At 45.4% G+C, this 19,065-nt stretch carries 14 protein-coding genes and 1 pseudogene; 13 read left to right on the forward strand and 2 right to left on the reverse strand.

The window, feature by feature from the left end:
* Positions 1 to 151 precede the first annotated feature (151 nt).
* The 7 genes and pseudogenes from HMPREF9140_RS05410 to pyrF all read left to right on the forward strand — a co-directional run bounded on the left by HMPREF9140_RS05410 (position 152) and on the right by pyrF (position 7,122).
* On the forward strand, positions 152 to 1,105 hold the full coding sequence (locus tag HMPREF9140_RS05410; protein ID WP_018572266.1) for a PhoH family protein: 954 nt from the start codon (positions 152 to 154) through the stop codon (positions 1,103 to 1,105).
* Positions 1,102 to 2,058, forward strand: coding sequence for a phosphoribosylaminoimidazolesuccinocarboxamide synthase (locus HMPREF9140_RS05415; protein ID WP_006952416.1), 957 nt, complete (start codon positions 1,102 to 1,104; stop codon positions 2,056 to 2,058). The genes HMPREF9140_RS05410 and HMPREF9140_RS05415 overlap by 4 nt, the downstream gene beginning before the upstream one ends.
* Before the next feature lie 6 nt (positions 2,059 to 2,064).
* Positions 2,065 to 2,799, forward strand: a complete 735-nt coding sequence (ubiE, locus tag HMPREF9140_RS05420) for a bifunctional demethylmenaquinone methyltransferase/2-methoxy-6-polyprenyl-1,4-benzoquinol methylase UbiE (RefSeq protein ID WP_006952417.1) — start codon at positions 2,065 to 2,067, stop codon at positions 2,797 to 2,799.
* Between the two features lie 12 nt (positions 2,800 to 2,811).
* Positions 2,812 to 3,060: pseudogene (locus tag HMPREF9140_RS10950) on the forward strand (shikimate dehydrogenase family protein); the annotation flags it as partial.
* A gap of 511 nt (positions 3,061 to 3,571) precedes the next feature.
* Positions 3,572 to 4,744, forward strand: coding sequence for an AIR synthase related protein (locus HMPREF9140_RS05430; protein ID WP_006952419.1), 1,173 nt, complete (start codon positions 3,572 to 3,574; stop codon positions 4,742 to 4,744).
* Positions 4,731 to 5,843: a peptide chain release factor 1 gene (prfA, locus tag HMPREF9140_RS05435; RefSeq protein WP_006952420.1), complete on the forward strand. Its 1,113-nt coding sequence runs from the start codon at positions 4,731 to 4,733 to the stop codon at positions 5,841 to 5,843. The genes HMPREF9140_RS05430 and prfA overlap by 14 nt, the downstream gene beginning before the upstream one ends.
* Before the next feature lie 454 nt (positions 5,844 to 6,297).
* Positions 6,298 to 7,122, forward strand: coding sequence for an orotidine-5'-phosphate decarboxylase (gene pyrF, locus HMPREF9140_RS05440; protein WP_006952421.1), 825 nt, complete (start codon positions 6,298 to 6,300; stop codon positions 7,120 to 7,122).
* Between the two features lie 31 nt (positions 7,123 to 7,153).
* On the opposite strand, the gene ispE is transcribed toward pyrF, so the two are convergent.
* Complete coding sequence (gene ispE / locus HMPREF9140_RS05445) at positions 7,154 to 7,981, reverse strand: 4-(cytidine 5'-diphospho)-2-C-methyl-D-erythritol kinase (RefSeq protein WP_006952423.1); 828 nt, start codon at positions 7,979 to 7,981, stop codon at positions 7,154 to 7,156.
* A 96-nt stretch (positions 7,982 to 8,077) separates the two neighbouring features.
* On the opposite strand from ispE, the gene dnaB reads away from it, so the two are divergent.
* Positions 8,078 to 9,625 (forward strand): replicative DNA helicase, encoded by a 1,548-nt coding sequence (dnaB, locus tag HMPREF9140_RS05450; RefSeq protein WP_006952424.1) that lies wholly within the window; start codon positions 8,078 to 8,080, stop codon positions 9,623 to 9,625.
* Between the two features lie 299 nt (positions 9,626 to 9,924).
* Positions 9,925 to 11,301: a tryptophanase gene (locus HMPREF9140_RS05455; protein ID WP_006952425.1), complete on the forward strand. Its 1,377-nt coding sequence runs from the start codon at positions 9,925 to 9,927 to the stop codon at positions 11,299 to 11,301.
* Positions 11,302 to 11,462: 161 nt separating this feature from the next.
* Here the strand turns inward: HMPREF9140_RS05455 and spt are convergent, their stop codons facing one another.
* Complete coding sequence (spt, locus tag HMPREF9140_RS05460) at positions 11,463 to 12,653, reverse strand: serine palmitoyltransferase (RefSeq protein ID WP_006952426.1); 1,191 nt, start codon at positions 12,651 to 12,653, stop codon at positions 11,463 to 11,465.
* Positions 12,654 to 12,844: 191 nt separating this feature from the next.
* Between spt and HMPREF9140_RS05465 the strand changes: the two genes are divergently transcribed.
* The 4 genes from HMPREF9140_RS05465 (at position 12,845) to HMPREF9140_RS05480 (ending at position 18,882) form a co-directional block, all read left to right on the forward strand.
* Positions 12,845 to 13,873, forward strand: a complete 1,029-nt coding sequence (locus HMPREF9140_RS05465; RefSeq protein ID WP_006952427.1) for a diacylglycerol/lipid kinase family protein — start codon at positions 12,845 to 12,847, stop codon at positions 13,871 to 13,873.
* A complete protein-coding gene (locus HMPREF9140_RS05470) occupies positions 13,873 to 14,559 on the forward strand; it encodes a tRNA1(Val) (adenine(37)-N6)-methyltransferase (protein ID WP_006952428.1) in 687 nt (228 codons plus the stop codon). The genes HMPREF9140_RS05465 and HMPREF9140_RS05470 overlap by 1 nt, the downstream gene beginning before the upstream one ends.
* 711 nt (positions 14,560 to 15,270) lie before the next feature.
* Positions 15,271 to 15,882, forward strand: coding sequence for a hypothetical protein (locus HMPREF9140_RS05475; protein WP_006952429.1), 612 nt, complete (start codon positions 15,271 to 15,273; stop codon positions 15,880 to 15,882).
* Between the two features lie 6 nt (positions 15,883 to 15,888).
* Complete coding sequence (locus tag HMPREF9140_RS05480; protein ID WP_006952430.1) at positions 15,889 to 18,882, forward strand: TonB-dependent receptor; 2,994 nt, start codon at positions 15,889 to 15,891, stop codon at positions 18,880 to 18,882.
* Positions 18,883 to 19,065 lie beyond the last annotated feature (183 nt).

The following is a 19,065-nucleotide window of genomic DNA, read 5'->3' on the forward strand; positions in this document are numbered from 1 at the left end:
CTATTGTCGATTAAAAATCCTGCCGAGAGACAGCTTCACCAGACATCTTTACACCCATAACATTACCAGCGAATAGATTTTCATCTACCCCCATTAGTCTTTGCCTCCATCTACTTACCTTTGCACACATAACAATTAAGAGACAGGCAGATTGATCGAAAAACATATAGTTCTCGAAGACATAGATCCAGTTATTTTCTATGGGGTGAACAACGTGCATATGCAAATGATTAAAGCCCTTTTTCCAAAGCTCCGTATCGTGGCGCGCGACAATGTTATTCGCGTCCTCGGAGATGAAGAAGAGATGGCCAAGTTCGAAGAATGCACAGAACGAATCAGAAAACACGTCGAGAAATATAACACACTTGGCGAGGAAGACATCATCGACATAGTGAACGGACGAAGAACAAAAGCCGACGCGGTGAAAGATGTACTTGTTTATTCAACCTCAGGAAAACCCATCAAGGGCCGCTCCGAAAATCAACAAAAGCTCATCGACGCCTTCGAAAAGAACGATATGATTTTTGCCGTGGGGCCCGCTGGAACAGGTAAGACCTACCTCAGTATTGCCCTCGCAGTAAAAGCTCTGAAAGACAAAACGGCAAAGAAAATAATCCTATCACGGCCGGCCGTCGAAGCTGGAGAGAAATTGGGATTCCTGCCCGGCGACATGAAAGAGAAAATCGACCCCTATCTGCAACCGCTCTACGACGCACTCGAGGATATGATTCCGGTCGTAAAGCTGCAAGACATGATGGATAAGAACATCATTCAAATTGCACCACTGGCCTTTATGCGCGGTCGAACACTAAACGACGCTATCGTGATTCTCGACGAAGCACAGAACACAACACCCGCACAAATCAGAATGTTTCTCACCCGAATGGGCTGGAACTCGAAGATGATTATAACAGGCGACATGACACAGATAGACCTTCCAGGCAACCAGCTTAGCGGACTGCGCGAAGCACTCGGAATACTGTCCGGAATACAAGGAATAGCAATGATTAATCTCGACGGAAAAGATATCGTCCGGCATAAACTGGTAACACGAATAGTGAAAGCCTACGAAACATACGACAAAACAAAACTGAAAGAAAAATGAAAGCACTCACAACAACAAACTTCAACTTCAACAAACAGCGAAACGTTTATCATGGAAAGGTGCGCGACGTCTACGACATCAACAACGACCTTATCGTCATGGTAGCAACCGACCGCATATCAGCTTTCGACGTGGTTCTGCCAAAAGGTATACCATTCAAAGGACAGGTGCTGAACCAAATTGCAGCCAAGTTCCTCGACCAGACAGCCGATATATGTCCGAACTGGAAACTTGCAACGCCGGACCCAATGGTCACCGTAGGTCTGAAATGCGAAGGATTCAAAGTAGAAATGATAATCCGTTCCATTCTCACCGGTTCGGCATGGCGGGCTTATAAAGAAGGATGTCGCGAACTTTGCGGCGTTAAGCTGCCTGATGGAATGCACGAAAATGAACGCTTTCCCGAACCAATCATAACTCCAACAACCAAGGCCGACGAAGGACACGACATGAATATATCGAAAGAGGAAATAATCAGTCAGAACATTGTATCGGCCGAAGATTATGCCATAATCGAAGACTGGACTCGCAAGCTCTTTGCCCGCGGACAAGAAATCGCCTCCAGACAAGGATTGATTCTCGTCGACACAAAATACGAGTTCGGTAAACGCGACGGCAAATGCTATCTCATCGACGAAATTCATACTCCCGACTCTAGCCGATACTTCTATGCCGAAGGCTACGAAGAACGACTCGCCAAAGGCGAACCGCAACGCCAACTGTCAAAAGAGTTCGTTCGGCAATGGCTCATAGAACACAACTTCATGAACGAACCAGGACAAACAATGCCCGAAATTACAGATGAATATGCCGAAAGCGTGAGCAACCGTTATATAGAACTCTACGAGCACATAACCGGCGAATCTTTCGACCGAACCATTGAGCAAGGCGATATCGCAGCACGGATTGAACAGAACGTGAACCGCTATCTGGCAGAAAGAACCAAAGAATAAACCTACGTGTACGGACAAGAGAAAATAAAACCCTACGACACTGCAGGCGAAAAAGGTGAGCAGGTGGAGCTGATGTTCGATAACATCGCACCAAGTTACGACATCCTGAATCATCGGTTGTCGTGGGATATCGACCGTTCATGGCGTCGAAAAGCTATCGACGCTCTTGCTCCGTTCAAACCGCAACATATACTCGACGTGGCTACCGGAACCGGCGACTTTGCCATCCTAGCAGCTCGGATGCTACATCCGCGAAGCCTCATTGGTATCGATATTTCAGAGGGAATGATGAACATCGGCAGAAACAAGGTTGAGCACGAACAATTGGCCGACGTAATCTCTTTCAAAAAAGACGACTGCCTGAATCTTTCGTTCGACGACAACAGTTTCGACGCTGTCACAGCCGCTTTCGGCATACGCAACTTTCAAAATCTCGACCGCGGACTGAGCGAAATGCACCGCGTTCTCAAACCGGGTGCTCACCTAAGTATTGTTGAACTTACAACGCCCATTTCTTTTCCGATGAAGCAGCTCTTCGCCATTTATTCACGTATAGTGCTTCCACTCTACGGACGACTAGTTTCAAACGACCGCAGCGCCTACGACTATCTCAACCGAACGATTGCCGCCTTCCCGCAAGGTGAGGAAATGATGACGATTCTCGCTAAGGCCGGCTTCAAACGAACATCATTCAAACGACTAACTTTCGGTATCTGCACTATGTATTTCGCCGAAAAATAAACAGACACGATTATGGACAAATACGGACTCATAGGCTACCCGCTCGGTCATTCGTTCTCGATTGGATATTTCAATGAGAAATTCGCAAACGAAAACATCGATGCGCAATACATCAACTTCGAGATTCCTTCGATCGACAATCTCGTGGAGGTGCTAAGTTCCAACCCTCAACTGCGCGGACTCAACGTAACCATTCCTTACAAGGAACAGGTGATTCGTTATCTCGATTCTATTAGTCCGGAAGCCCAGGCCATCGGTGCCGTGAACGTTATTCGTGTGAGTCAGAAAGGCAATCAAACCTTCCTCCGAGGTTTCAATAGCGATGTGATTGGTTTCACTAAAAGCATCGAACCTCTGCTCGAGCGCTATCACCGTAAAGCCTTGATTCTCGGAACCGGCGGAGCTGCCAAAGCCGTGGACTATGGGTTAAAATCGCTCGGACTGGAAACGCAAATGGTTTCGCGAAGTAGGAAAACAGGCGCCATAACATACGATGACGTAAAAGCCGAGACAATCGAGGAATATAATGTTCTGGTGAACTGCACTCCGCTCGGACTGTATCCAAATGTGGATCTCTGCCCCGCCCTACCCTACAATGCCATGAACTCGCGCACGCTGCTCTACGACCTACTTTACAATCCCGACGAAACGCTTTTCATGCGGAAAGGTCGTGAGCAAGGAGCTACCGTGAAAAACGGACTCGAAATGCTGCTTCTCCAAGCGTTTGCCAGCTGGGAATTTTGGAACGGAAAAGAATAACTACAAACAAAACATGGACAACAGATACATGATGCGCGGCGTGAGTGCTGCAAAAGAAGATGTGCACAACGCCATTAAACACATCGACAAGGGAATATTTCCGCAGGCCTTCTGTAAGATTATTCCCGATATTCTAGGCGGCGACCCTGATTATTGTAACATCATGCACGCCGACGGGGCCGGAACTAAATCGTCGTTGGCCTATATGTATTGGCGCGAAACCGGCGACCTCAACGTATGGCGAGGCATTGCACAAGACGCCATCGTGATGAATACCGACGATCTGCTATGCGTTGGCGCTGTAGATAATATTCTCGTGTCGTCAACCATCGGCAGAAACAAAATGCTCATCCCGGGCGAAGTAATTTCGGCCATTATCAACGGCACCGACGAACTGCTTGCCGAACTGCGCGAAATGGGCATCGGAATATATCCCACCGGAGGAGAAACCGCCGACGTGGGCGACTTGGTTCGCACGATTATCGTAGACTCTACAGTTACCTGCCGAATGAAACGCGCAGATGTAATTAACAATGCCAACATACGCCCAGGAGACGTCATTGTGGGACTAAGCTCAACCGGACAAGCAACCTACGAAAAAAACTATAACGGTGGAATGGGCAGCAACGGATTAACCAGTGCGCGACATGATGTTTTCGCCAAATATCTGGCAGAGCAATACCCCGAAAGCTACGACCACGCCGTGCCAGAAGAGCTTGTCTATAGCGGTAGATATCGTCTTACCGACACCATTGACGGTTCGCCCATTGATGCTGGGCGGCTTGTGCTTTCGCCCACCCGAACCTATGCTCCCGTCATCAAGAAAATGCTCGACAGTCATCGCCGCGATATTCACGGTATGGTGCATTGCACGGGTGGAGCACAAACCAAGGTGCTACATTTTGTCAGTAACGATTGTCACGTAGTTAAAGACAATCTTTTCCCACTGCCACCCCTGTTCAAAGCCATCAAAGAATGCAGCGGGGCCGACTGGCGCGAAATGTATCAGGTGTTCAACATGGGCCATCGAATGGAAATATATGTCGGCCCCGAAATCGCCCCACGGATAATCGAAATCAGTCGTTCGTTCGGTATCGACGCACAGATAATCGGCCGAATCGAAGAGGGTGAACACAGTCTAACCATCCAATCAGAATACGGAACATTCAATTATGATAGAAAATAACAGCATATTATCGAAGCTCGACGGACTCGAAGCACGCTACGAAGAGGTGTCGACGCTCATCACAGACCCAAACGTGATTGCCGATCAATCACGCTACGTTAAGCTCACAAAAGAATATAAAGACCTCGGCGATATCATGGATGCTCGCAAACGCTACATTGCATGCCTCACCACAATCGCCGAGGCAAAAGATATAATTGCAAACGAAAGCGACGCCGATATGCGCGATATGGCACGCGAGGAACTCTCCGAAAACGAAACTATACAGCCTCGGCTCGAGGAAGAAATCAAACTGCTCCTCGTGCCCAAAGACCCCGAAGATGCCAAAAACGTGCAGATGGAAATCAGAGCCGGAACCGGAGGTGACGAGGCTGCACTCTTTGCGGGAGACCTCTTCAGCATGTACAAAAAATACTGCGATAAAAAAGGCTGGACGCTCTCCATAACCGCCGTTTCGGAAGGCGCCGTGGGCGGATTCAAGGAGATTGATTTTGCCGTTTCGGGCGACAGCGTTTACGGCACACTCAAATACGAGTCGGGCGTGCATCGCGTTCAGCGCGTACCGGCGACCGAGACACAAGGTCGAATGCACACATCGGCAGCAACTGTGGCCGTTCTGCCCGAAGCCGACCGCTTCGAGGTGAACATCAACGAAGGCGATATAAAATGGGATACGTTCCGCTCAAGCGGTGCCGGCGGACAGAATGTAAACAAAGTGGAATCGGGCGTGCGGTTGCGCTATCCGTGGCGAAATCCGAACACTGGCGAGGTTGAAGAGATACTCATAGAATGTACCGAAACACGCGACCAGCCGAAGAACAAAGAGCGCGCCCTGTCACGTCTGCGTACTTTCATATACGACCGCGAGCATCAGAAATACATCGACGACATCGCTAATCGCCGTAAAAGTTTGGTATCAACGGGCGACCGCTCGGCTAAAATTCGAACCTACAACTTTCCGCAGGGCCGCGTAACCGACCATCGCATCGGATTCACCACCCACGATCTCCAGGGGTTCATGAACGGCGAGATTCAGGAGATGATCGACGCCCTCACCGTTGCCGAAAACGCCGAAAAACTCAAAGAAACAGAACTCTGATGCACAATCATCACCCCTCCACAAAAAATTTAGGCCACCAACGTCAATAGCGTTGATGGCCTAAATATTAATCCGGATTTGATTGCGCCATATGTATGCGAACCCACGTAGTTGTTACAACGCCGAAATCATCGATTTTGAGTGTCGCATCAGGTGTAAATCGGAAAAATAGTCTCTGCCAGCACTTACAAGCAGTGTAAAACGAAAAAATAGTCTCTGCCGAGCACTTACAAGCAGTGCAAAACGAAAAAATAGTCTCTGCCGAGCACTTACAAGCAGTGCAAAACGAAAAAATAGTCTCTGCCGGCACTTACAAGCAGTGCAAAACGAAAAAATAGTCTCTGCCGGCACTTACAAGTAGTGCAAAACGAAAAAATAGTCTCTGCCGGCACTTACAAGCAGTGCAAGACTCTAATAATATCAAAAATGAACAATTTCAAATAAGAATACAATCATGAATCGCAAACAACTCATCGAAGAAATCTTCAGTAAGAAGTCGTTTCTCTGTGTAGGTCTCGACACCGACACAAAAAAAATCCCGGAACATCTGCTGAATACCGACGACCCCATTTTTGAATTCAATCGCGCAATAATCGACGCCACCGCGCCCTATTGCGTGGCCTACAAACCCAACCTGGCCTTCTATGAAAGCGCCGGATTGAAAGGTATGGCTGCATTCGAAAGGACAATTACTTATCTCACCGAAGCCTATCCGAACCACTTCGTCATTGCCGACGCCAAACGCGGCGACATCGGCAACACCTCGTCGATGTATGCCCGCACATTTTTTGAGGAATATCGCCTCGACGCCGTAACTGTGGCGCCTTACATGGGCGAAGACAGCGTTATGCCGTTCCTCGAATATGCCGGGAAATGGGTGATTCTGCTTGCACTCACAAGCAACAAAGGCAGTCGAGACTTCCAACTCACAGCCGATGCAAAGGGCGAACGGCTGTTCGAAAAAGTACTCCAAACATCGCAGCATTGGGGCAACGACGAAAATATGATGTATGTTGTCGGAGCCACCCAAGGCAAAATGTTTGAAGACATTCGTCGCATTGTTCCCAATCATTTCTTGCTCGTACCCGGCGTCGGCGCACAAGGAGGCAGTTTGCACGAGGTGTGCCGGTTCGGACTGAACAAGGATTGCGGATTACTGGTCAATTCCTCTCGCGGAATAATCTATGCCGACAACACTCCGGCCTTCGCCTCCGCGGCCGCCGAAAAAGCCCGCGAGTTGCAACAGGAAATGGCCGAAGAATTAGCCGGGATAAGATGATTTCAGAGAGAATCAATTTAAATCGAACAAATCACAACTGCGTAACAAAGGTTGGCAAGCCGGGATATAGCTCGGTAATTGAGGACGGTTCGCTGGCAAAAAGAGCGAACATGGCGCTCCCGCTTCCCGACATCTGCGAATAAACGGCGCCGGCCGAATAAAAACGCTTCTTTATTTCGGCAAGAATAGGATGGCGCGCAAAAGCGAACTCTTCAAAATCGTTGGAGAGTTCGCTTTTCCATGTCTCAAGGGGCTGATTAACGATTTCGCGACACGATTTAGCCGGTTTGCGCGATGCGATATGCGAATAAGCCTCGGCGGTAGAAATGGCTACATCGGGCTTCACGATTGCAAGATAATACCCTTTTATTGCTGGCAGATTCAAAGGCTCTAAACGCTCGCCAACACCAGTAGCATAGCAAGGTTGCGAGTCGATGAAAAACGCACAATCGGCGCCTATGCGAGCTGCAATTCGGCGCATCTCATCGTTACCCATTCCGAGGGCGAACTGCTTGTTAAGCAGCTTTATCATAAACGCTGCGTCGGCCGATCCGCCGCCCAATCCGGCTTGCGACGGAATGTTTTTATGCAGTTCAACCTTAACAGGCGGAAGCTTATGCTGGCTCGCCACCAATCTATAGGCTTTCACAACCGAATTATCATCGGCGTTACCAATGGGAATGTTTCCGCTCACGGTTAACGCGCAAACAGTTTGCAGTTCGTTTGATTGAGGCTCGACGGAGAGCGTATCGCAAAGCCGAACCGGATAAAAAACCGTTTCAATATCGTGGTATCCGTCTTCGCGCTCGGCCACCACATTAAGGCCGAGATTAATCTTGCAACAAGGTGAAATAATCATAGTTAAATACATTGTTTTGATAGTCTGCAAAGGTATGGAAAGGGCAAAAACACCCGGTCGGAGAGCTCGGAATTATTTTCTACTTTTGCCACCACTATGTCAGAAACAAAATCTAACAATAAGCCCACACGACGCCGCCAACAGGCACCAATCGACACCTCATACGGACACCTCCAACCCCAAGCACCCGAGATTGAAAGAGTAGTGCTCGGCGCACTCATGATCGATAAAGATGCCTTCACAGTGGTGTCTGAAATCATCCGCCCTGAAACATTCTACGAGAACCGGCATCAAAAAATCTACGACGCCATTCAGGGCCTAAACCTACACGAAAAACCCGTAGACATTGTAACCGTAACCGAAGAACTCCGACACAACGGCGCACTCGAAGATGTTGGCGGGCCAGCCTACATCGTCGAACTCAGTTCACACGTTGCATCGTCGGCCCACATCGAATATCACGCCCATATTCTGGCACAAAAGTTTCTTGCCAGGCAACTCATTCAGTTCGCATCGATGATTGAAACCGATGCATTCGACGAAACAGTCGATGTCGACGAACTAATGCAGAAAGCCGAAGGTAATCTGTTTGAGCTTTCGCAAAAAAATATGGTGCAAGACTATACGCAAATCGACCCCATCGTAGCCAAAGCCCATCAACTGCTTCTGCAAGCAGCTAATAACAAAGGCGGACTCACCGGCGTACCGAGCGGATTCCATAAACTCGACGAGATAACCGCTGGATGGCAGCCATCAGACCTCATCATCATTGCCGGACGTCCTGCGATGGGCAAAACATCGTTCGCCCTCAGTTTAGCAAAAAACATCGCCGTGGATTTTCGCAGACCAATAGCTCTGTTTTCACTTGAAATGAACAATGTCCAACTCGTGAACCGACTAATATCAAACGTATGCTCCGTGCCCGGAAACAAAATACTTAGCGGACAACTTTCACCCGACGAATGGGAACGATTCGACACCAATATTCGCAAACTCGACGGCGCCCCCGTCTTCGTTGACGATACACCAGGCCTTTCAATCTTCGAACTGAGAACTAAAGCCCGCCGACTAGTACGTGAACACGACATAAAAGTGCTCATGATTGACTATCTACAACTCATGAATGCCAATGGAACACGCTTCAGCAACCGTCAGGAAGAGGTATCAACCATCAGTCGCTCACTCAAAGGTCTGGCCAAAGAACTCGACATCCCAGTAATAGCCCTCTCACAGCTCAATCGAACCGTAGAACAACGCGAAGGAATAGAAGGTAAACGTCCACAACTGAGCGACCTCCGCGAATCAGGAGCCATCGAACAGGATGCCGATATGGTGCTCTTCGTTCATCGCCCCGAATACTACCACATCTACCAGGACGAAAAAGGCAACGACCTTCACGGTATGGCACAAATCATAATCGCAAAACACCGAAAAGGTGCAACAGGCGAAGTTCTCCTCAATTTCCGCGGAGAATATACCCGTTTCGCCAATCCTGAAGACGTTTCAGCCCCATTCCCAACCGACGAAATAGGCGGTGAAATCATGGGCAGCCGTATGAACTTATCTACTCCCGAATCACCCCATGGTTCACCACTAGACGGCCCCCTGCCAGAACCTTCACCCGACCTTACCGTTCCTTTCTAATTAGGGTTCAGACCAGATAAATGAACAAAAAGTTTGTAAGGATTTTTCAAATCATATATCTTTGCAACAGTTATCCTGAATACAATCTTTCTTACCTTAAGAAACTAATACCTATTTAATGCTTGAATGCCCATCGCTGAGAAGCGTCGGGCATTTTTCAATTATAGAAATATAGCGAACAAGCTAATCTAATTTTCTTTAGTACATTTGCACATGCAACCTAGATAAACACAGGTGAAACGCAGCCGAAACAAACATTTTTCTTTAATCAATAAACATTTTCAAACACATCGATTCTTATGAAAATACCATTCGCAGAATCTTGGAAAATCAAGATGATCGAGCCTATTAAAAAAAGTACTCGAGAGCAAAGAGAGCAATGGCTGAAAGAAGCTCATTACAACGTTTTTCAACTAAAAGCCGAACAGGTTTACATCGACTTGCTCACCGACAGTGGAACTGGTGCTATGTCGGATCGCCAGTGGGCCGAACTGATGTTGGGCGATGAAAGCTATGCAGGCGCAACTTCTTTTTATAAGTTCGAAGCCACTGTCCAGAAAATTTTAGGTCTGAAATACATCATCCCTACTCACCAAGGACGCGCTGCCGAGAATGTTCTTTTCTCCTATCTTGTAAAAGCAGGCAATGTGATTCCAGGCAATGCGCATTTCGATACAACCAAAGGACACATTGAAAGTCGCAAAGCACATGCTATAGACGTAACAACCGACGACGCCAAGGACACACAGAAAGAAGTTCCATTCAAAGGAAACGTATCACTCGAAAAACTCGAAAAAGTACTCAAGGAAAATCCCAACAACGTACCTTTCATGGTTCTCACCGTGACAAATAATACCGTCGGAGGTCAGCCTGTAAGCATGAAGAATATCAAAGAAACATGTACACTCTGTCACAAATACAACGTGCCGGTGATTATGGACTCAGCTCGCTTCGCCGAGAATGCCTACTTCATAAAGGTTAGAGAAGAAGGTTATGCCAATAAGAGCATAAAAGAAATTGTTCGTGAAATGTATGCCGATGTTGATGCAGCAACCATGTCAGCCAAGAAAGACGGCATTGTGAACATGGGCGGATTCATCGCAACAAACAGAGAGGATTGGTTCGAAGGCGCAAAGCTGTTCTGTATTCCAATCGAAGGCTATGTGACTTACGGAGGAATGAGCGGTCGTGACCTGAACGCACTTGCTCAGGGACTCAACGAAAATACGGAATTCGACATGCTCGAAACACGTATACACCAGGTAAAATATCTTGCCGAAAAGCTTGATGAATATGGTATTCCTTATCAGCGGCCAGCCGGCGGACACGCCATTTTCGTTGACGCCGACAAGGTTCTAACCCACGTTCCTAAAGAAGAGTTCCCGGCCCAAACGCTTACTTGCGAACTTTATCTTGAAGCTGGAATACGAGGCGTTGAGGTTGGATTTATGTTGGCCGACCGCGACCCCGAAACAAAAGAGAACCGTTTCAACGGTCTCGACCTGCTTCGTTTAGCTATTCCACGTCGTGTCTATACCGATAATCATATGGATGTGATTGCCGCTGCGCTTAAGAATGTGTACGACCGTCGCGAACAAATTACAAGAGGTGTCGCCATTGAATGGGAAGCACCCCTGATGCGTCACTTCACAGTTAAACTCAAACGACTCGGATAATCTTCAAGTTTTTTTAAATATATCAAGGATTCCCTTTCCTAGCTTTATTGTAGCAGGAAGGGGATATCTTTTTTATTATCTCATCCATTCAGAAACAAACTATAAAAAAGACTGCCCGAAAATCGAACAGCCTTGGGGAATAAAAGAATACAAACAATTCTTTATTTTATCACTCCTTGCTCTTTGAAAATTTTCTTTAAGGCTTGAACTCCACGCTCAACTTGCTCTTCAGTGTGGGTAGCCATAAGGGCGAAACGAACCAAAGTGTCTTGAGGAGCACAAGCAGGCGGAATCACTGGGTTGATAAAAACGCCAGCCTCATAAGCCATCTTAGTTACGAGAAAAGTTTTATCAATGTCGCGTACATAGAGCGGAATAATCGGACTTTCAGTTTCACCAATCTCAAATCTTTCTTCGCGAAAGCGCTTCAAAGCATAGTTTGTAACAGTCCATAGACGTTCCTGTCGTTCAGGTTCAGCCTGAATTATATGCAACGCTTCAAGAGCTGCAGCTGTGGCCGATGGTGTGTTACTAGCCGAGAAGATATAAGTACGACATGTGTGACGAAGGAAGTTTATAGTATCACTATCACCGGCTATGAATCCGCCTATAGAAGCCATGCTCTTCGAGAATGTCCCCATGATAAGGTCAACGTCGTCAGTCACTCCAAAGTGATCGCACACTCCGCGTCCTTGTCTACCGAACACTCCTAATCCGTGAGCTTCGTCAACCATCACGGAGCAATTATATTTTTTCTTGAGTTCTATGATTTCGGGCAGCTTTGCCAAATCACCCTCCATCGAAAACACTCCATCCACAATGATGAGTTTGATAGCTTCTTGAGGCAATTTCTGCAATACTCTTTCGAGGTCTTGCATATCGTTGTGCTTGTAATGTAACTGAGTTGCAAAACTTAGCCTACGTCCGTCTACTATACTGGCATGGTCACGATCGTCACAAATGATATAATCTCCACGTCCAACAACCATAGCAATCACTCCAGCATTTACGGCAAATCCGGTAGAGAAGCAAAGTACCTCATCCTTATTTTCGAATTCTGCCAATTCTTTTTCAAGCTGAACATGTAAGTCGAGTGTTCCGTTGAGGAATCTGCTTCCTGCGCATCCCGTACCATATTTTTCCAGAGCTCTCTGTGCTGCTGCTATAACCCGCTCGTCGTTTGTGAGTCCTGTATAAGCATTCGAACCGAACATAAGAATCTTATGTCCGTCTATATCTGTCACTTCTGTTCCTTGCTTGCTTGTTATTTCGCGGAAATACGGATAAACTCCTGCTTGAATATATTTCTGCGGATCACGGTAGTTCTTGTATTTGTCTTGTAATTGTCCCATTATAAATTATAAAGGTGTTTAGAGCTTATGCCCTTATATTTAGGCTGCAAAGATATATATTTTGGTTAGAAAACGATGTGGAGTCTTTTGAAATTAGCCTCTCTGGATCATTGTTATAAAGGGGCTGTGCGAGAGGTGGAATTTAGTTAGTATTTTTGTTTCTGAATTTTCAATAGATTGATAATTAAGGTATGAAGAAGAACATCGTTTTTATCATGAATCCTATTTCGGGTACGGTGAGCAAGGTGGGAATCCCAGGTTTAATCGAGAAACGACTCGATAAAAACAAGTTCGATTTCTGTGTTGCGCCAACCGAATATCCCGGTCATGCCACAGAACTCGCCAAAAAAGCTGTGGACGAAGGAGCCGAAGTGGTTGTAGCTGTAGGAGGCGACGGGACCGTAAATGAAGTTGGACGAGCACTAGTGAACACCGATACAGCGTTGGGAATTATTCCGTGTGGATCAGGCAACGGATTAGCACGTCATTTGGTTCTGCCGATAAACATCAAGAAAAGTATCGACATCATCAACGAATACAAAGTGCATCGCCTCGACTACGGAACAATCAATAATATTCCTTTTTTTTGCACCTGTGGAATGGGATTCGATGCCTTCATTTCAATGAAGTTTGCTGAAGCCGGAAAACGCGGTCCGATAACCTACGTGCAAAAGGTTTTGGAAGAAGGATTGAAGTATGAACCGCAGACATATGAAATCGAGGCTGATGACGGAACCTATAAATACAAAGCATTTCTAATCTCGATTGCAAACGCATCGCAATACGGAAATAACGCCTACATAGCACCGCAAGCATCGATGAGCGACGGATTGCTGGACATTATAATAATGGAACCGTTCGATGTGCTAGAAGCCCCGCAGGTTGCCATCGAACTGTTCAACAAGACTCTCGACAAGAATCTCAAAATAAAAACTTTCAAAGCTCGCCACATTCACATTCATCGCTCTGAACCCGGCGTAATTCACTATGATGGCGACCCTATAATGACTGACGCCGACGTTGACATTTCCCTTGTCCCGAAAGGAATAAACATCATCGTGAACGCACACGGCGATAAAGAACAACGTCAACCCAACGCCGTACAAAATGCTTTCTCCGAATTGTTCTTCAACATCGACCTCATTAGGCGTGACATCACTCGCCAGAGCCGAAAGTTTCAGGCTCTGAACAAAATAATCCTTAGGAAACTCAACATTTAATGGCATTTGCTTTCAAGCTATTCACCATCGAGCAAAATCGATGCGCAATGAAAGTAGGAACGGATGGCGTTCTGCTTGGGGCATGGGCGGAAGGCGGTGAGCAGATACTCGATGTGGGTACGGGAACGGGAGTGATTGCTATGATGATGGCCCAAAGATATCCGGGAGCTCACGTCGACGCTATCGACATCGATCAAGACTCTGCAGAGCAAGCTCGCGAAAACGCAGATGGTTCTCCATTTGGCAGCAGGATTGATGTCTACGCTTCATCCTTTCAGGAATTTGAAAGCTCAAAGACTTACGACGCCATTGTTAGCAATCCACCATTCTTTATGAACTCAATGAGAAGCGAAAACCATAAGAGAAACATAGCTAGGCATGCTGACACACTAGAATTTAGTGAGCTGATTGAAAGAGCAAGGCATTTTTTAAAACCAAACGGTTACTTTTCAGTCATATTGCCTACCGAAACTAAGAACGCCGTTGAGCAAGAGGCTATTTTGCAAGGTTTCTCACTCTCGCGCAGTCTTGCATTAAGGTCGAAGATTGGAAAATCACCTTTCCGCTATCTTCTGGAGTTCCGATTGATTCCAACTTTCATCAAATATGAAAGTCAGACACTACTTACAGATAGCGGCGAACGTTCGGAATGGTATGCAAATCTAACTGCCGACTTCTATCTATAGGTCATTTTGATAATCGGACATATTGCAGAAATGCCTGACGCAGGTATGTTTTACAGTCAAACACACTGCATAAACAGGAAACACAGGTGTGTTTTATACTTATGCATGATGCGGAAATAGCGGATGCAGGTGAAATTCTATTCAAACATACTGCTGAAATGGAAAACGCAGGTGTGTTTTCTATTCATGCAGACTGCAGAAATGCCAACCTTATCTAAGTTTCAACTTACACATATTTCTTAAATAGAAAACACACCTGCGTTTTAATATTCAACATATTGATTGAATCAAAAACACACCTGCGTTTTAACATTGCACATACTGCATAAGGCTAAACGCACCTGTATTTAGTATTTAAACATATTGCGGGATAACAAACACGGGTAATTTTTCATCATAACAGTTTGCTTAAGTTAAAAATATACATGAGTTTATTGTTCACTCAATAAAATTGAATAACAAACATAGGTGTATCCATCGGTTAGAATGGTCAATCAATCGGTAATGACAAATAAAACTTTCTTCAAGCATTTTGCCTGGTTATAGATTTCATATCGATTAGCAATACTAACAGACTGTACGAAGAACTAAAAAGTATGTATAGTGAATTAAATGTATTAATTAATAGGTTTAGTACTGTTAGTCTCAGATTTAATTAGTATATTTGCAAGCAATCAATATGTTAGGTAAATAAGTAACAGTTATATTTAAATGAAACAACATTCTATTCTTGTACTTGCACTTGCAGTTTCGTTAGTATCGGGATGCAAGCAAGAAACCAAACAGCCAAAAGAGATTAAAGACTCTGTTAAAGCTATGATTCAAACAGACAACAGAGTTATTGAAACTAAAGTTGCCGATATTGACACAGAGGTAAAGGAGCCTGTCAGGACATCAAGCGATGAGTTAGCAGAACAGCTTGATAAGTCGACTACGGTACGGACATCATCTGGATTTATGGTTCCAAAGTTCATGAAGTTTGAGGAGAAATACGGCGATGATGGTTTAGGGACGTATGACACGTATTCGTGGAACGATGTTATGATTTGCTACAGATTTTATGGTGCGTGGGCTACCATGGATGATTGTTTCCCAAAGCCCAATGTAGAGATAGCACCCTTTGTGAATATTCAAAGCATAACTTATCATTCGCCGTCAAAGCAAATATGGTCTGGATACGTATCAGATGGTAGGATTTTCTATCTAAAACGTAAAATAACCGTTGGCGAAAATGTTGACCATGCTTTAGTGCTTGTTGCGATATATCCAAAGAAGTATAAAAAGTCGGCAACACGATTGGTCAATATGGTTAGTAAATGGTAATTACTTATGAAAAAGAAAATTTGGTTAATAATTTTCTTTATTCTGTCAATTGTTCAGGTATTTGGACAAAATAAAACAATTACCGGCGAGCTTCTAGATGGTCAATCGAATGAAAAAGTTCAGTATGCCGTAGTTCAATTACTAAGAAAGGATAGCACTTACGCCACAGGAACGACATCGGATGATAATGGCAAATTCAGTTTGCAGGCACCAGAGGCAGGCGAATATATTGTTCAGGCATCATTCATAGGTTATAAAAACATTTCTAGGAATGTTAGGATTGTCGATAATCAGGACGTAAACCTAGGTCAACTAGTATTTAAAACTGATTCGCACCTCCTGAAAGAAGTCACTGTTACAGGTAGTGCATCGAAAGTGGTTCTGAAGGAAGACACATTTCAATATAATGTATCGGCCTATCGAGTTCCAGAAGGCTCAACGGTAGAGGCGCTGGTAAAACTACTTCCTGGCGCAGAAGTTAGCTCGGATGGAACTATAAAAATTAATGGTAAAGAGGTAAAGAAAATACTAATCGACGGGAAGGAATTCATGACCGGCGATACGAAGACTGCGCTTAAGAACCTTCCCACCTCAATCGTTGATAAGGTAAAGTCATACGATCAGCAGAGTGACCTTGCGCGAGTAACCGGAATAGATGATGGAGAGGAGACAACGGTTCTGGATTTCGGTGTAAAGAAAGGAATGAATCGTGGCATACTCACAAACATCGACTTAAGCATAGGTTCCAAGGGACGATATTCGGAGCGAGCGATGGGCGGATACTTTAATGATAAGATAAAATCAATGCTGTTCGGTTCGGCAAATAACGTAAATGATATGGGATTCGGCGGTGGCGGCCCTCGCGGAGGCGGTCCGTTCGGTGGACGACGTGATGGACTGAATGCAACGAAGATGGTTGGATTGAATATCAACTACGATAATGGCTCAACCTTGCAGTGGGATGGCAGTTTACGGTGGAATCATTCTAACAGCGACCTTAATGCACGAGTGTCGTCAGAGAATTTTGTAGCTCAAAATGGCTCTTTCTCTAATAAACTCATGCAAGAATACACTCGAACAGACAGTTGGGATGGTAGATTCAGGTTAGAATGGTCACCAGATTCGGCATGGAATATCATGTTTCGTCCACGATTACAGTTAAGCAAGAGCGATGGAATCAATCGAAGCTCGTCGGCAGCATTCACATCAGATCCTTATGAGCATGTAACAGATCCGCTGGGAACCTCATCCATTGCGCAAATCAAAACTTTAGGGTTGGTGGTAAACAATCAACGTAATAACACCATAACCTTTGGTGACAACAAGATACTCGGAACCATGTTGCAAATCAACCGTAAGATAGGCAGGAATGGACGGAATATAACGCTACGCTTCGATGGTAACTACGGCGATTCGGACTCACAAACCTTCTCAACGCAGGACATAGAATACTATCTTCTGAAGAATGCACAAGGGCTAGATTCAACTTATCAAGCATATCGATACAATCTTATGCCCATTAAAAACATCGGATATGCCATTCAAGGAACCTACAGCGAACCTGTCGCCAAGAAAACTTATCTTCAATTTAGCTATCAGTATAAGTACGACTTCTCAAAAAGCGATCGAAATACATACGACTTCTCAAATCTAGGTACCGGTTTCTTTAACAGCGTAACGCCCGAATACCGTTCGTGGCCGTCGTATCTAACCCTTTTGCCTCGTCGACTCGAAGATTATCTAGATAAAGGACTTAGCAGATACTCGGAATATAGAACATATGCTCACGACATGCAGCTAACACTGCGAATGGTTCGCGACAAATGGAATCTTAATACCGGAGTGATGGTTCAGCCACTTAAATCAGATTACACACAGGATTATCTTGGCGTTCACATCGATACCACGAGGAGAGTTGTGAACTGGAGCCCAACGTTGGATTTCCGCTACAAATTCAACACACAAAGCAAACTGCGAATAAACTATCGCGGCATCGTAACCCAGCCTTCAATGAGCCAATTGCTCGATATCACAGATAATACCGACCCTCAAAACATATCGGTGGGTAATCCCGGACTTAAACCCGCCTTTACAAATCGCTTTAGACTCTTCTACAACACATTCAGACAGAGTCATTCACAGTCGTTGATGACCTTTGCGCACTTCTCCACCACAAAAAATGCTATCGGCAACAGCGTTACGTATGAAACATCATCTGGCGCTCGGACTGTTCGACCGGTAAACGTAAATGGAAACTGGGATGCAAATGCTGCTTTTATGTTCAACACAAGTGTAGACTCGGCTGGAGTATGGAACATAAATACATTCACAATCGCAGACTTTAATCGATATGCCGGATTGCTTCAGCAAAATATGTCAAGCGCAGTGTCGAAAAATATAACCAAGTCATTAAATATCGGCGAACGGCTGTCGAGCAGCTATCGCAGTGGATGGTTTGATATAGAACTCGATGGCTCACTGAATTATACCAATACGCGCAATAATCTCCAGCCTTCGGGTAACCTAAATACATGGCAGTTCTCGTATGGAACAACTATCTCGCTTAGTCTTCCATGGGGAATGAGTCTTTCAACCGATATTCATAGACAAAGTAGAAGAGGCTACAACGATGCATCTCTCAACTCAAACGAGCTTTTGTGGAACGCACAGCTATCACAAAGCATGTTGCGAGGTAATGCGCTTACGATTTCACTCCAATTCTATGATATCCTACGTCAGCAGAGTAATCTTTCTCGAGTGATAAACTCCTTGAGCCGTACCGATACAGAGTATAATAGCATAAACAGCTATGCAATGCTCAAAGCAACCTTCAATCTCAACATTTTCGGCGGTCGAAGCACATTGCGGAAGGGCGACGACAATAACGACTTCGGTCCTGGAGGCGATGGACCAGGCGGACCACCTCCAGGTGGCCCACCTCCTGGAGGAAATAAACGGTTCGGTGGCCCTCCGCCAGGAGGTAGATTTGGTGGGCGATGACAAATCACACATACAATTAATATTCAAACATATTGCATGAAAAGAGGATATACCGAAATTGGCATATCCTCTTTCCATTTAGTTCAAATTATATATAAAAATTATACTAGAGCATATAATAAAAGTAACAAACACACTTATTTTTTCTTCCAAAAACTCAAATTGATTCATAAAATTATGTCA

Source organism: Prevotella micans F0438 (assembly GCF_000243035.1).
Classification (GTDB): domain Bacteria; phylum Bacteroidota; class Bacteroidia; order Bacteroidales; family Bacteroidaceae; genus Prevotella; species Prevotella micans.